Source organism: Amycolatopsis sp. CB00013 (assembly GCF_001905755.1).
GTDB lineage: Bacteria > Actinomycetota > Actinomycetes > Mycobacteriales > Pseudonocardiaceae > Amycolatopsis > Amycolatopsis japonica.
In genome coordinates this window covers 985717-999460 of sequence record NZ_LIWC01000003.1, presented here as the reverse complement: position 1 = coordinate 999460, position 13744 = coordinate 985717, and the positions used below count along the sequence as shown (strand labels likewise).

Genomic DNA, 13744 nt, shown 5'->3' with positions numbered 1-13744 from the left:
CCTCCCACCGATCTGCGAGGTGGACGGCGATCTTCTAGCGTGACCCTTCATGCGGCGAACTCTGGACGTGGACGAGGTCCTGAAACGGCAGGACTCCGGTGAGCTGAAACGCCGCCTGCACGGGCGCGACCTGATCGGGTTCGGGGTCGGCATCATCATCGGCACCGGCATCTTCACCCTCGCCGGGGTCGAGGCGAAAACGCACGCGGGCCCGTCGGTCACGCTGTCGTTCGTGCTCGGCGCCGTCGTGGCCGGGCTGGCCGCCCTCTGCTACGCCGAACTCGCCTCCAGCGTGCCGACGGCCGGAAGCGCCTACACCTACGCGTTCGCCACCCTCGGCGAGACCTTCGCCTGGATCATCGGCTGGGACCTGCTGCTCGAGTTCGCCCTCGGCGCGGCCGTCGTGTCCCGCGGCTGGTCCGGCTATCTCGCGAATCTGATGGGACTCTCCCCCGACTGGTTCGGCGAAGACGCGAAGGTCAACATAGGCGCGGTCGTGATCATCGCCGTGCTGACCTTGATCGCCGTCCTCGGGATCAAGGAGTCGGCGCGGGTGACGAACCTTCTCGTGCTGGTCAAGGTCGCGGTCTGCGTGCTGATCCTCGCGGTCGGCGTGTTCTACATCCGCGGCGAGAACCTCACCCCGTTCATCCCCGCCGCGCAGCCGCCGACGGAGACCGCCGGAACCCTGCATCAGCCGATCGTGCAAGCCGCGCTCGGGCTCGAACAGTCCGTCTACGGTATCGCCGGGATGGTGACCGCCGCGGCCGTCGTCTTCTTCGCCTACACCGGTTTCGAGGCACTCGCCAACCTCGGCGAGGAGACCGTGAACCCGAAACGCGATCTGCGGGTCGGCATCCTCGGCGCGCTCGGCGTCTGCGCGCTGCTCTACATCGGGGTCTCGCTGGTGCTGACCGGGATGGTGCCGTTCGCCGAGATCGACGCGGGCGCCCCGCTCGCCGACGCCTTCGACCGCGTCGGGCAGCACTGGGTGGGCGCGCTGATCTCGCTCGGCGCGGTCACCGGGCTGACGTCGGTGATGATGGTGGAACTGGTGACGATCGGCCGGATCGGTTTCGCCATGGGCCGCGACGGCCTGCTGCCGAAGAAGTTCGGCACGGCGCATCCGCGCTGGGGCACCCCGCACCGGATGACGATCGCCGGCGCGGTGCTGATCGCGGTGCTGGCCGCGTTCGTCCCGATCTCCGAACTCGCCGACATGGTCAGCATCGGCGCGCTATCGGCGATGATCATCGTCGCGCTGGCCGTCCCGGTGCTGCGCAAACGCCGCCCGGACCTGGAACGTCCGTTCACCGTGCCGTTCTCGCCGTATCTGCCCATCGTGGCGGCGCTGGCGTGCTTCTACCTGATGCTGAACCTGGACGTGATGACGTGGCTGCGGTTCGCCGCGTGGCTGGGCCTCGGCATGCTGATCTACGTCTTCTACGGGCGCAAGCATTCCCGTTTCGCGAAGGACGAGCTCAGCTCCACAGACCGGCCGTCGTGATCGCGTCGACGGCGGCCTCGGCGTCGCCGTCGTCCACCACGACCAGCATCCGCTTCAGCGCCGCGGCCACCCATTCCACCGGCTGGTCGTGCAAACCGTTGTCCCCCAAGGACGGGTAGCCGTCCATAATGGACACGAGAGTACCTTCGGCGCCGATCCGCATCCCGGCGGCCAGCACGTGATGCCCGCCGGGCGGGCGCCAGCGCGACGACCACAGCGGCGGGATACCGGTGTCGAGATAGTCGAGCAGCGCTCGCGCCGGGGTGTCGTGCGCGCCGAACTCGGCCGGGTCGACCTCCGCGATCAACGCGACCCTCGGCAGCCGCCACAGCGCCGCGAGGAGCATGAACAACGAGTGCGGCGCCCAGTTCCCGGTGGCGGGCACGGCGACGAGCCGTCCGCCGGACAGCGTCCCGATCGCCCGTGCCAGGCCTTCGTGCATGGTGCCGGACAGGGCCGCGACCTCGTCCTGGCCCGCGACGTCGAAACCCGCCGCGCGCAGGGCGGCCAGCGCCGTGAAGGGTCCGGCGAGCCCGTCCCGCTGCGGGAGTTCGGCCCGCGCGACGGCGACGAGGTGCTCGCCCCCTGGCAGCCAGCGGCGACCGGACAGCCCCGTCCGGTCGCCGTCGATTCCGGACGACATCAGTCTTCGAACGTCCACGACTGCATGATGAACGGCCCGTCGTTCGACGCCCCGGCCGAGGTGTAGGTCGCCAGCGCGGCCTTGTTGTCCGTTTCGACGCCGACCCACATCCCCCGGCAGCCGCGTTCCCGCGCGATCCCGGCCAGCGCGTCGACGAGGTCGCGGCCGATCCCGCGCCGCTGGTAGTCCGGGCTGACGTCGAGTTCGTTGAGGAACATCTCGGTGCCCTTGTCCGGATGCGTCACCTCGGTACCGGTGATCATCCCCGCGGGCTCGCCATCCTCGTAGGCGATGAGGAGGTGGTTCTCCTCCCCCGCGAGGAACTTCTCGGACGCCTCACGGTGCGCGGGGCCGTCGAACAGGTGCTGAGCGGCGACGACCTCCTCGACGGTGCCGGCCCGCCGGATCTCGGCCACGTGTCCTCCCGGTGCTGAAAGCGCCACAGACCGCTCAGTATCCCGCTCAGAGGGGCGCCGAGTCATCACGTTTCCCCGGAGAGCGCAGCGCGACCCCGGCGACGACGGCCAGCGTGCCGAGGGCCTCGGGCAGCGCCGGGACCTGACGGAGCCAGAGGAAGCCGATGACGCCCGCCGTGACCGGCAGCAACGCGAGCAGCAGCGCGAACCGCGCCTGCCCGGCCTTGCGCAGGACGACTTGGTCGAGCCCGTACGGCACGACGGTGGCGAGCACGCCCACCCCGACGCCGAGCAGCACCAAACGTGGCGAACCCCACACCGCGCCGGTGCCGAGCGCCAGCGGCGACAGCACCACGGTGCCGACCGCGAACCCGACGGCCAGCCCGTCGATCCCGTTCCCGCCGACCGCGACCCGCTTCCCGAGCAGGATGTAGCCCGCCCAGGCGGCCGCCGCGCCGAGGGCGAACAGCACGCCGAGCAGGCTGCCTTCGAGCCGGACGTCCGCGATGGCGACCACGCCGGCCACCACCAGCAGCAGCGCGAAGACGTCGCGGCGGGTCCGCGAGCCGAACGCGGCCACCACCACGGGCCCGGTGAACTCGAGGGCGACCGCGGTGCCCAGCGGCAGCCGCGCGATCGCCTCGTAGAAGAGCACGTTCATCCCGGCGGTGACGACGCCGAAGGCGCCCGCGAGCAGGAACGTGCGGCCGGTCCACGCCGAGCGAGGTGGCCTGCGCCACGCGAGAAGGACCACTGCCGCCCCGAGACAGCGAAGCCAGGCCACCCCCGCGGGGGAGGCGACCGAAAAGAGACCTACGGCGACGGCCGCACCGGCGTACATCGAAATTCCGCTGAGAACGAACAAGATCGGCGACGGCACGCTCGGAAGACGGTTCCGGACGACTGCGATTCCCACCCCCGCATGGTGCCTGACGTGGGAAAAGGCCCTTCGGCGGGGAGTCTTCTCCCACGTTGCGTGATTACGCTACGGCATCCGAGGTAATTACCAGTGACAAATGAGACACCCGCACGGGAACACTTGCGGGCCGCCAAACGTCTGGAAGAGTGGAAGCACGAACACGGCGGGGCCGGGAACGAACGTTGCCGGCATCAGTGCCGAAGTGGTCGTAGCTGGATCGATGGCACCGGGCCACCGGTGCCGGGACGGAGGGAGACTCCAATGACTTCACCGACGCTCACCCGCCCCGAACTGACCGCTGCCGACCGATGCGACCGGTGTGGAGCTGCAGCCCAGGTTCGAGCCATTCTCAGCACCGGTGGCGAGTTGCTCTTCTGTGGTCACCACGCCCGCGCACACGAGACGAAGCTCAAGGAAATGTCCGCGGACATTCAGCGGTAGCCCACCAGTCCACGACCACCGGCGGCCGGCTACTCCCCCAGGGGAGAGAGCCGGCCGCCCTGTTTTTTGCCTGCGGCCGCCCTGGTTTTCGCCTTCAAAAACATACATACAGCATGTATGTTAGTTGCCATGACGACCAGCGACCTCCTCGGTGAAGCACATGTGGTGGACCTCGGCGACGCCCGCATCCGCTATCGCGACCGCGGCGAAGGGCCTCCCGTGGTCTTCGTGCACGGCCTGCTGACCAACGGCCTGCTCTGGCGCAAGGTGGCGCCCGCGGTCGCCGACGCCGGCTTCCGCTGCCTGACCCCGGACTGGCCGCTCGGTTCGCACGAGATCCCGGTCCCCCATGCCGAGCTGAGCCCGCCCGGGGTCGCGGCGCTCATCGCGCGGTTCCTCGAAGCGCTCGACCTGACCGACGTCACCGTGGTCGCGAACGACACCGGCGGCGCGCTGACGCAACTGCTCATGACCACGAACCCGGAACGGGTGGGCCGGGTCGTGCTGACCCCGTCGGACTCCTTCGAGCGCTTCCTGCCGCCGTTGTTCTCGGGGCTGAGCCCGCTGGCGCGGATCCCCGGCGGCGTCGGGCTGGTGACCGCGGCGCTGCGCTGGCGGTGGCCGCTGAAGGCGACGGACTTCCTCTGGCTGGCCAAGCACCCGGTCCCGGACCACATCCTCGACGCATACCTGCTGCCGAGCCGCCGGAGCGCGGAGATCCGCGACGATCTGCGCCGGTTCATGGCGAGCGTCGACAACCGCTACACCCTCACCGCCGCGGAGCGGCTGCCCGCGTTCACCAAGCCCGTGCTGCTGGCCTGGGCGCCGGAGGACCGGCATTTCCCGTTGTGGGTCGGCCGCAAGCTCGCCGGGGTCCTGCCGAACGCCGAACTGGAGACGATCGAGGATTCCTACACCTTCGTGCCGGAGGACCAGCCGGAGCGGCTGAGCGGCATGATGGTGGAATTCCTGCGTGCCCACGCCACGACGTAGCCAGACCGAACGCTCGCAATCGACGCAGGCCGCGTTGATCACGGCGGCGCGGACGCTGTTCGCCGAACAGGGTTACGCCGCCGTGCCCGCCGACGAGATCGTCCGGGCGGCGGGTGTCACCCGCGGCGCGCTGTATCACCACTTCGGGGACAAGCAGGGGCTGTTCCGGGCCGTGATCGAGCAGATCGAAACGGAGATCACCGAGGATCTGAAGACCGTCCTGGGCGCCGCGGGCGACCCGTGGACGGGGGCGCTCGGGGTGCTGAGCCGGTTCCTGGACCTGTGCCTGCGGCCCGAGGTGGTGCGGATCGCGCTCACCGACGCCGTCTCCGTCCTCGGCTGGCAGGAATGGCGTGAGCTGGAGAACCGGTACGGGCTGGGCCTGATCACGGAGATCCTGGAGTCCGCCGCGACGGACGGGCTGCTGATCGACGCGCCCATCCCGGAACTGGCGCAACTGGTGCTGAGCGCCTGCGCGGAGGCCGCGCTGATGATCGCGCACGCCGAAGACCGCGAAGCCGCGAAGGAGAAAGCCCTGGCCGCCCTGGTGGCCCTGCTGTCCGGCCTCGTGACAGAACGCATTTAGTCCTCTGGATGCGGTCCTTGCGTGTGCAACTACCGCATCCAGAGGACTAAATGCGAGCTAGACGGTGTCCAGAATCATTTCAAACGCCGCCTCAGCCGCACCCAGCAGTTTCACGTCCGCCCCGAGCGCCGAACTCACGATCTGCGTCCCGCCGACGGCCCGGCTGACCAGGCTCCGCCGCCGGACCTCGGCCGCCACCGACTTCACGACCGAATCGGGCAGCACGGTGAGCAGGTCGCCCAGCACCACCAGCTGCGGGCCGAGCAGGTTGACCACGTTCACCAGGCCCAGCGTCAGCCATTCCGCGAACTCCGAGAGCCGCTCCTCGGCCGCGTGCGGATCCCGGCCCAGTTCGCGCAGCTCGAACAGGATCGCCCCGCGCGGGGTGTCCTCGGGCAGGTCGAGGGCGCGGCACAGTGCCGCCTCGCCGACCTCGGTCTCCCAGCAGCCGCTGGACCCGCAGTAGCAGGGACGGCCGCCCGGCCGGATCGCCATGTGCCCGATCTCGCCGACGTAGCCCGCGCCGCCGCGCAGCGACGAGCCGTCCGCGATGATCCCGCCCCCGACACCGACGTCGGCGGAGACGTACACGGCGTCCGACGAGCCCCGCGCGGCGCCGCGCAGGTGTTCGGCGATGGCGCCTAGTTCGGCGTCGTTGCCGACCAGGACGGGGATGCGCAGCACACCGCCGAGCCGTTCCCCGAGCGCCACGTCGGTCCAGCGCAGGTTGGGGGCCTCGTGGACGTGCCCGTCGGCCCGGCGGACGACGCCGGGCACGGACACGCCCGCGGCGATCGGCTGTACGCCGAGGTCACCGGCCAGCACGGTGGTCGACTCGATCACGTGCGTGATCACTTCGTCGGCCTCGCGCGTCCGGCCGTGGAGGTTCCAGCTGTTGCGCCCGAGGATCTGGCCACCGAACCCGACCAGCGCGATCGCCACGTGTTCGACCTGGAGATCGACCGCGAGCACCACCGCCGCATGCGGCTGCGGCAGGACCAGGAGCGAAGGGCGGCCCGCCCCTCGTCCCGGCCTCGGGACCCGCTCCTCGACGACCCCCGCTTCCGCGAGGCCGTCGACGAGGGTCTTGATGGTGCTGCGGTTGAGCCCCAGCTCGGTGGCGAGGGTCGCCCTGGTGCTCGGGCCGCTGACGTGCAGCAACCGGAGCAAGGTCGTGCGGTTGTGCCTGCGCACCTCGTCTGGTCGTGCAACGGGTGTGCTGGTCACGGGCTTCATCATTCCATGCGGACTCAGCGCGGCGACGCAGCCGCGCGGCGCCGGGACAGCGCGTCCACCGTGGCCGCGAGAAGCAGCACCAGACCGGTGACGATGTTGACCACCGCCGCCGACTGCTTCAGCAGGCCCAGCGCGTTCTCGACGACCGCCAGCACGAGACCACCGATCACCGCGTCGACGACCCGGCCCTTGCCGCCGAACAGCGACGTACCACCGATGACGGCGGCACCGACCGCGAACAGCAGCGTGTTGAGGCCACCGGCCTGCGGGTCGACCGAACCGACCTTCGACGAGTAGACGATCGCGCCGACCGCCGCCACCGCCGAGCAGATGACGAACACCGAGGCGCGGATCTTCTCGACGTTGATACCGGCGCGGCGAGCCGCCTCGCGGTTGCCGCCGACGGCGTAGATGTGGCGGCCGTACTGCGTGCGGTTGAGCACGTAGGTGCCGAGCACCAGCAGGCCGAGCACGATCGGCACGACGTACGGGACGCCGGAGATGACGATGTTCGGGTTCGGCGCACGGTTCAGCGTGAGCAGATAGGTCGCGATCGCGGCGACCACGCCGATCGCGCCGACCTTGAACAGCACCATCGGCGTCGGCTGGGTGACCAGGCCGCGCTTGAGCCGCGAGAAGTGCTGGCCCAAGGTCACCGCGGCGAAACCACCGGCGGCGATCAGGAACAGGACCCAGCTGCCCACAGTGGACAGATTGCCGTTGGCGACCTTGAACAGCACGTCGGAGGTGCTGATGCCGAGCGTGCCGCCCTCACCGATGAACTGGAGGATGACACCCTGCCAGGCGAGGAAGAGCGCCAATGTCACGACGAACGAGGGCATGCCGATCTTCGAGACGAGGAAGCCGGTGAGGACACCGATCGCGCCGCCGACGGAGATCGCGAGCAGCATCTCGATCCACGCGTTGGCCGCGGTTCCCGAAAGCACGAGCGCGATGGCGAGCACGGCGAATCCGACACCCGCCCAGATCCGCAGGATCACGCCGAGCAGGGCGGCGATGGCGAGGACGACGAGGAACGCGATGAACACGCCGTTCCCCATGCCGCCCAACAGGTTTCCGTTGCGGACGTAGTGCATCGCCAGCACCGCGGCGGTGACGCCGGACGCGGTACCCGCGGACAGGTCGATCTCGCCGAGCAGCAGCACGAACACGATGCCCATCGCGATGATCGCCTTGCCGGCGCCCTGTGCCATCAGGTTCGCGATGTTGTTCATCGTCAGGAAGGTGTCCGACAGCGAGGCGAACACGATCACCAGCACGAGCAGGCCGAGCAGCGCCGGGAGCGAACCCAGCTGTCCGGCCTTGAGCCGGGAGAAGTAGTCGCCGACGGCTTCGCGCGTCGACATCGATGTCGTGTCGATGCCGAAGTCCGTGATGGCCGCCGACGGGTTGAGCGCGGCGGCCGCCGACTTGCCCCCCTCCGGCGAGGCGGGCTTTGCAGGTGTCTCAGTCATTTCCGGTTCTTTCTCGCCTCTGCTCAGAGGACGGCGGCTTCGGGGCGGGCAAGGCCGAGGTCGCCGGAGCGACCGGCGGTGATCAGTTCCACTACCTGGCCGTGGGTGACGTCCTTGGTGTGCACCTCGGCGACGAGACGGCCGAGGTAGAGCACCGCGATCCGGTCGGCGACCTCGAAGACGTCGGCCATGTTGTGGCTGATCAGCACCACACCGAGGCCCTGCTCGGCGAGACGGCGGACGAGGTCGAGCACCTGACGGGTCTGCGCGACACCGAGCGCGGCGGTGGGCTCGTCGAGCAGGACGACCTTCGAGTCCCACAGCACGGATTTCGCGATCGCGACGGTCTGCCGCTGCCCGCCCGAGAGGGCCGAAACGGGCGTGCGGACGGACTTCACGGTGCGGACCGAGAGCGAGGCGAGCGTCTCGCGGGCGGCCTTCTCCATGCTGGCCTCGTCGAGCAGCCATTTGCTGCCGCGTTCCCGGCCGAGGAACATGTTCTGCACGATGTCGAGGTTCTCGGCGAGCGCGAGGTCCTGGTAGACGACCTCGATGCCCAGATCGGCGGCGTCGCGCGGGCCGTGGATGTTCACCTGCTTGCCCTGGAACGTCACCGTTCCCGAGTCGTAGCCGTGGATTCCGGCGATCGACTTGACCAAAGTGGACTTACCGGCACCGTTGTCGCCGACCAGCGCGGTGACCTCGCCGGCGCGCACGTTGAAGTCCACGTCGTGGAGCACGTGGACCGGCCCGAAGCTCTTGTTCAGCTGCTTCAGTTCGAGGATGGGTTCACTCATGGGGGGTTCTCCCGGCTGGGTACCGGGCCGGTGCGCTCCGTCGGGGGAACGCACCGGCCCGGTCGTCTGGATTTAACGGGTCAGGAGATACCGAGCTGCGTGCACGCCGCGGCCAGGTCGCCGCCGCAGATCTCGGCCGCCTTGACGTAGCCCTGCGTCACGACCTCCTTGACGCCTTCCTTGGTGGTCAGCTTCGGCTCGAGGAGCACGGACTTGACCTCGCGGTTGCCCTTCGGGTCCTTCGCCTTGCCGGTGGCCAGCGCGTCGGCGCCCGCCTTGTCGCCCTTGGCCAGCAGGACGGCGAGCTTCGCCGCGGCCTCGGCCTCTTCCTTGATGGGCTTGAAGACGGTCATGTACTGGTCGCCGCGCAGGATGGCCATGAGGCCGTCCGCGGTGGCGTCCTGACCGGTGACCGGGACCTTGCCGTTGAGGCCGTTCTTCTTCAGCACGGTGATGACCGCGCCGGCGAGACCGTCGTTCGCGGCGACGACGCCGTCGACCTTGCCCTTGTTGTCGGTCAGGATCTGCTCGAAGGTCTGGCCGCCCTTCTGGTTGTCCCAGTTGTCGATGGCCTGCTCGCGCACGAGCTTCAGGTCGCCGCTGGCGAACTTCGGCTGCAGGACGGACTTCTGGCCGTTGGCGAACAGCGTCGCGTTGTTGTCGGTCGGGGCACCCTCGATCATGACGACCTCGGCGCCCTTCTTGTCCTTCAGCGCGTCGGCGAGACCCTGGCCCTGAAGCTGGCCGACCTTCTCGTTGTCGAACGAGACGTAGTAGTCGGAGCTGCCGCCGAGGTTGAGGCGGTCGTAGTCGATCGTCGGGATGCCCGCGGCCTGCGCCTTGCGGGCGACCGCCGCGCCGACCTCGCCGTTGATGGCGGCGATGATCAGGACCTTGACGTTCTGCGCGATCATGCCGTCGGCCAGGGTGGTGAACTTCTGGACGTCGCCCTGGGCGTTCTGGACATCGGCGTCGAAGCCCGCGTCCTTGAGCGCCTTGGTCAGGAAGGGCTTGTCGAAGGCCTCCCAGCGCGCGGAGGTGGCGGTCTCCGGCAGGATGACGCCGACCTTGCCACCGGCGGCGGCACCGCCGGGGGCGGGCGCGGACTGCGAGGAGTTGCCACTGCCCGAGTCGGCGGTGTTGGCGCCACAGGCGGAAAGCACCAGGCCGGCGCCCACCGTCGCGGCGAGGAGGGTAAGGGTTCTGCTGCGCATCCTCGTTCCTTCCGGATTTTGCTCGCGGGCGGCGATCCTCGAGGACCGGTCGCACCATCGCGCATATGTTGTGGGCGACAACATATGCCGCCGAACGGGTTTCGCGGAAGACGGCTGAATCGATTAAGCCTCATCAAATGGACACGGTTTGGCAACGTGGCCGTAGCAAGACGTACGAAGTCTAGGTGCGCTGACGGTGTGACCGCCACCACTCACTGAGCGTGATCAGTGCAGTCCGGTTCTCCGCCCCCGAACGCTATGAAAGGTCCTTTCCTTGCAAATTTTGCAAGGAAAGGACCTTTCATAGCGCTTGCCAGGGAGCGGTCACCAAGAACGCAGCGTGACGATCCGCTCTTCCAGCTGCTCCACCGAAGCCATCGCGGTCGGCGGCCCGCCGCAGACCCGGCGCAGTTCGTTGTGGATCGCGCCGTGCGGTTTCCGCGTCCGGTGGTGGTGCACGCCCACCAGCGCGTTCAGCTCCTTGCGCAGCGCACCCAGCCGCTCGCTGACCGACTGCGGCCGCGCGACCGGCGCCGCCTCCTCGGCCTTGGGCTTGCGCCGCTTCTCGTCGGAGAGCTGCTCCTCCTGCCGCTTCCGCAGCAGGGCGCGGACCTGGTCCGGCTCCAGCAGCCCCGGCAGGCCGAGGTACTCCTGCTCCTCGTCGGAACCGGAGAACACCGCGGTGCCGAACGAGTTGCCGTCGTAGATCACCTGGTCGAGCTCCGCGGAGGCGCCCAGCGAGGTGAACGCCTTCTCCTCCTCGCCCGGTTCGTCCTCGGTGCGGTTGGCCTGGGCCAGGAGTTCGTCGTCCCAGCCCTCCTTCTCGCGGTGGGGCTTGCCGAGGACGTGGTCTCGCTGCGCCTCCAGCTCGCTGGCCAGTTCCAGCAGCACCGGCACGCTCGGCAGGAAGACCGAAGCCGTCTCGCCGGGTTTGCGCGAACGCACGTACCGGCCGATGGCCTGCGCGAAGAACAGCGGGGTCGACGCGCTCGTGGCGTAGACACCGACGGCGAGACGCGGGACGTCGACGCCTTCGGACACCATCCGGACCGCGACGAGCCAGCGGTCGGTCGAGTCGGAGAACTCCTTGATCCGCCCGGACGCCTTGGGGTCGTCGGAGAGGACGACCGTCGGGTTCTGGCCGGAGATGCGCTGCAGGATCTTGGCGTAGGCGCGCGCCGAGTCCTGGTCGGTGGCGATCACCAGACCGCCCGCGTCCGGGATGCCGTTGGCCCGCAGCTGCGCGAGACGCGTGTCCGCGGCCTGCAGCACCGACGGGATCCACTCGCCGGCCGGGTCGAGGGCCGTACGCCAGGCGCGCGCGTTCTGCTCGGCGGTCAGCGGCTCGCCGAGCCGCGCGGTGAACTCCTCCCCAGCGCTGGTGCGCCAGGAGGCCTCACCCGAGTAGGCGAGGAAGACGACCGGCCGGACCACGCCGTCGGCGAGTGCGTCGGCGTAGCCGTAGGAATGGTCGGCCTTGCTGCGCTGGAAGCCCGAGCCGTCGGCCTCGTAGCTGACGAACGGGATCGGCGAGTCGTCGCTGCGGAACGGCGTCCCGGTGAGCGCGAGACGGCGGACGGCGGGCGTGAACGCCTCGCGGATCGCGTCGCCCCACGATTTCGCGTCACCGCCGTGGTGGATCTCGTCCAGGATGACCAGGGTCTTGCGGTTCTCGGTGCGCACGCGGTGCAGCGTCGGATGCGCGGCGACCTGCGCGTAGGTGACCGCGACACCTTGGTAGTCACGCGAGGTGACACCGGTGCCGTTGCGGAAGTTCGAGTCGATCGCGATACCGGCGGCCGCGGCCGAGGCGGCCCACTGGTGCTTCAGGTGCTCGGTCGGCGCGACGATGGTGATCCGCTCGACGGTCCGGTCGCTCAGCAGCTCGGCAGCGATCCGGAGACCGAACACCGTCTTGCCCGCGCCCGGCGTCGCCACGGCCAGGAAGTCCTGCGGTTTCTTCGTGAGGTACTTCGTCAGCGCTCGCCGCTGCCAGGCACGCAGCGGGCGGGCCGTGCTGTCCTTCGCGGCGGGAGGCGCGCCCAGCTCGCCTCGATCGCGTTCAACGGTTTCCGACATGCAGGTCCCCCTCCTCCCTCACTCGAAACGCCTGGTCATCCACCCTGACACAAGCGAAAACCCCCACTTGGGTATCCGGCCGCGACGCCGGCGCCTGAGGTGAGGGCACTCCGAAGAGCCTACCTCGGAGCCCCGTGGAACGCGGGAAGCGCCACCCCCGTTGTCGGTTTACTCACCCGAAAACCCAGGGGTGGCGAGCCGAATGGCGCGGCATGGACCATGCTGGACACCGTCAAGGGCGCTCGGCGCCGGCGGAGGAGCTGCATGAGCGAGGAGAACGGCCGTCCCGACACGGCCGCCGAGGTCGCGAAGGGCCGCAGGGGGCCGTTGCGCCTGCTCAGCCGCACGCTCAGCAAGGCGTGGGACGGCAACATCTTCTCCGAGGCCGCCGAAGCCGCGTTCTGGCAGACGTTGTCGCTGCCGCCGCTGCTGCTCGGTCTCCTCGGTTGCCTCGGTTTCGTCGGCGATTGGTTCGGCCAGGAGGTCGTGACCGCGGTCCACGACCGGATCATCACCTTCAGCAAGACGATCTTCAGCGACAACGCCGTCCACGACATCATCGAGCCCACGGTCAACAGCATCCTGTTCGTCGGCAAGGGCGAGATCGTCTCCGTCGGCTTCCTGATCTCCCTGTGGGCCGGTTCTTCGGCGATGTCGTCGTTCGTCGACGCGATCACCGTCGCGCACGACCAGTACGGCGTCCGCAACGACGTCTGGCAGCGGATCTTCGCGCTGCTGCTGTACCTGGCCGGGCTGGTCATCCTGGTGGTCGGGCTGCCGCTGCTGGCGATCGGGCCGGACCTGCTCCCCCAGTTCTTCCCCACCGACTGGCGCGGCACGGTGTCGTACTGGGTCGGCACGCTGTACTACCCGGTGCTGGCCGTGATGATCGTGCTGGCGCTGACGACGCTGTACAAGCTGGCCCTGCCGCGCAGGCTGCCGTGGCACCGCGGGCTGCCGGGCGCGATGCTCGCCATGGTCGTGTTCCTGCTCTCCAGTATCGGGCTGCGGATCTACCTGAACTGGATCACCAAGACCGGCTACACCTACGGCGCGCTCGCCGCGCCGATCGCGTTCCTGTTGCTGATGTTCTTCATCGGGCTCGCGGTGGTCGGCGGCGCGTACTTCAACAGCGCGATCCAGGAACTGTGGCCCGCCAAGGCGACGAAACGCCAGCGCCGGAAATGGCGGCGGCTGGAAATGGAACGCGCCAGCGAACGGATCCGTGCCGAAGAGGGGCGCAAACTGTGGGAACGCACGACCGTCCCGCTCCGCCGTCCCCGCCAGAACGGTGAAGCCGAACCGGAACAATCGGTGAACGAGGAAACGCAGAGCGAAGCCGATCAGGTGTCCGAACGGCAAAGCTGAGGGGCACCTCATCCCGAAGTCGTACTCCGATTCCACCCGTGGTGTGAATCCAGTCCACCCGCCGCCATGA

13 protein-coding genes are annotated in these 13744 nt (G+C 69.1%); 5 read left to right on the top strand and 8 right to left on the bottom strand.

The features are described from left to right. Positions 1-67: 67 nt before the first annotated feature. Positions 68-1507, top strand: coding sequence for an APC family permease (locus tag AMK34_RS24275; protein ID WP_073846879.1), 1440 nt, complete (start codon positions 68-70; stop codon positions 1505-1507). On the opposite strand, the gene AMK34_RS24270 is transcribed toward AMK34_RS24275, so the two are convergent. The 3 genes from AMK34_RS24270 to AMK34_RS24260 are packed head-to-tail and all read right to left on the bottom strand — an operon-like array spanning position 1482 to position 3407. Continuing rightward, on the bottom strand, positions 1482-2150 hold the full coding sequence (locus AMK34_RS24270; RefSeq protein ID WP_073846878.1) for a DUF6885 family protein: 669 nt from the start codon (positions 2148-2150) through the stop codon (positions 1482-1484). The two genes, AMK34_RS24275 and AMK34_RS24270, sit on opposite strands and share 26 nt — an antisense overlap. Then, positions 2150-2566, bottom strand: a complete 417-nt coding sequence (locus AMK34_RS24265) for a GNAT family N-acetyltransferase (protein WP_038515839.1) — start codon at positions 2564-2566, stop codon at positions 2150-2152. The genes AMK34_RS24270 and AMK34_RS24265 overlap by 1 nt, the downstream gene beginning before the upstream one ends. 46 nt (positions 2567-2612) lie before the next feature. Further along, positions 2613-3407: an EamA family transporter gene (locus tag AMK34_RS24260; RefSeq protein WP_037344482.1), complete on the bottom strand. Its 795-nt coding sequence runs from the start codon at positions 3405-3407 to the stop codon at positions 2613-2615. Between the two features lie 339 nt (positions 3408-3746). On the opposite strand from AMK34_RS24260, the gene AMK34_RS43570 reads away from it, so the two are divergent. From AMK34_RS43570 to AMK34_RS24245, 3 genes are all read left to right on the top strand, one after another. Beyond that, positions 3747-3926, top strand: a complete 180-nt coding sequence (locus AMK34_RS43570; protein WP_016332937.1) for a DUF7455 domain-containing protein — start codon at positions 3747-3749, stop codon at positions 3924-3926. Positions 3927-4055: 129 nt separating this feature from the next. After that, the gene (locus AMK34_RS24250; RefSeq protein ID WP_073846877.1) at positions 4056-4919 is read left to right on the top strand and encodes an alpha/beta fold hydrolase; all 864 of its coding nucleotides are present in this window, start codon (positions 4056-4058) and stop codon (positions 4917-4919) included. Beyond that, the gene (locus AMK34_RS24245; protein WP_073846876.1) at positions 4900-5505 is read left to right on the top strand and encodes a TetR/AcrR family transcriptional regulator; all 606 of its coding nucleotides are present in this window, start codon (positions 4900-4902) and stop codon (positions 5503-5505) included. Before AMK34_RS24250 ends, AMK34_RS24245 begins: the two co-directional genes overlap by 20 nt. Positions 5506-5562: 57 nt before the next feature. On the opposite strand, the gene AMK34_RS24240 is transcribed toward AMK34_RS24245, so the two are convergent. From AMK34_RS24240 to AMK34_RS24220, 5 genes are all read right to left on the bottom strand, one after another. Next, positions 5563-6744, bottom strand: coding sequence for an ROK family transcriptional regulator (locus tag AMK34_RS24240; protein WP_051972592.1), 1182 nt, complete (start codon positions 6742-6744; stop codon positions 5563-5565). 11 nt (positions 6745-6755) lie between these two features. Then, the gene (locus AMK34_RS24235; RefSeq protein WP_038515845.1) at positions 6756-8216 is read right to left on the bottom strand and encodes a sugar ABC transporter permease; all 1461 of its coding nucleotides are present in this window, start codon (positions 8214-8216) and stop codon (positions 6756-6758) included. A 23-nt stretch (positions 8217-8239) separates the two neighbouring features. Continuing rightward, positions 8240-9013, bottom strand: coding sequence for an ATP-binding cassette domain-containing protein (locus AMK34_RS24230; protein WP_005164482.1), 774 nt, complete (start codon positions 9011-9013; stop codon positions 8240-8242). An 80-nt stretch (positions 9014-9093) separates the two neighbouring features. Then, positions 9094-10227: a sugar ABC transporter substrate-binding protein gene (locus tag AMK34_RS24225; protein ID WP_038515848.1), complete on the bottom strand. Its 1134-nt coding sequence runs from the start codon at positions 10225-10227 to the stop codon at positions 9094-9096. A gap of 324 nt (positions 10228-10551) precedes the next feature. Further along, positions 10552-12306 carry a DEAD/DEAH box helicase gene (locus AMK34_RS24220; RefSeq protein WP_073846875.1) on the bottom strand — a complete coding sequence of 585 codons (1755 nt, stop codon included), beginning with the start codon at positions 12304-12306 and terminating at the stop codon, positions 10552-10554. 264 nt (positions 12307-12570) lie between these two features. Here AMK34_RS24220 and AMK34_RS24215 point away from each other — a divergent pair, with 264 nt between their 5' ends. Continuing rightward, positions 12571-13674, top strand: a complete 1104-nt coding sequence (locus tag AMK34_RS24215) for a YihY/virulence factor BrkB family protein (protein ID WP_038515853.1) — start codon at positions 12571-12573, stop codon at positions 13672-13674. Positions 13675-13744: the final 70 nt, after the last annotated feature.

What these genes read in the sequence shown, in the direction of transcription:
- AMK34_RS24270 (WP_073846878.1), bottom strand. Translation starts at nt 2,150, where the DNA reads ATGTCGTCCGGAATCGACGGCGACCGGACGGGGCTGTCCGGTCGCCGC.
- AMK34_RS24260 (WP_037344482.1), bottom strand. Translation starts at nt 3,407, where the DNA reads ATGTACGCCGGTGCGGCCGTCGCCGTAGGTCTCTTTTCGGTCGCCTCC.
- AMK34_RS43570 (WP_016332937.1), top strand. Translation starts at nt 3,747, where the DNA reads ATGACTTCACCGACGCTCACCCGCCCCGAACTGACCGCTGCCGACCGA.
- AMK34_RS24250 (WP_073846877.1), top strand. Translation starts at nt 4,056, where the DNA reads ATGACGACCAGCGACCTCCTCGGTGAAGCACATGTGGTGGACCTCGGC.
- AMK34_RS24240 (WP_051972592.1), bottom strand. Translation starts at nt 6,744, where the DNA reads ATGATGAAGCCCGTGACCAGCACACCCGTTGCACGACCAGACGAGGTG.
- AMK34_RS24235 (WP_038515845.1), bottom strand. Translation starts at nt 8,216, where the DNA reads ATGACTGAGACACCTGCAAAGCCCGCCTCGCCGGAGGGGGGCAAGTCG.
- AMK34_RS24230 (WP_005164482.1), bottom strand. Translation starts at nt 9,013, where the DNA reads ATGAGTGAACCCATCCTCGAACTGAAGCAGCTGAACAAGAGCTTCGGG.
- AMK34_RS24225 (WP_038515848.1), bottom strand. Translation starts at nt 10,227, where the DNA reads ATGCGCAGCAGAACCCTTACCCTCCTCGCCGCGACGGTGGGCGCCGGC.
- AMK34_RS24220 (WP_073846875.1), bottom strand. Translation starts at nt 12,306, where the DNA reads ATGTCGGAAACCGTTGAACGCGATCGAGGCGAGCTGGGCGCGCCTCCC.
- AMK34_RS24215 (WP_038515853.1), top strand. Translation starts at nt 12,571, where the DNA reads ATGAGCGAGGAGAACGGCCGTCCCGACACGGCCGCCGAGGTCGCGAAG.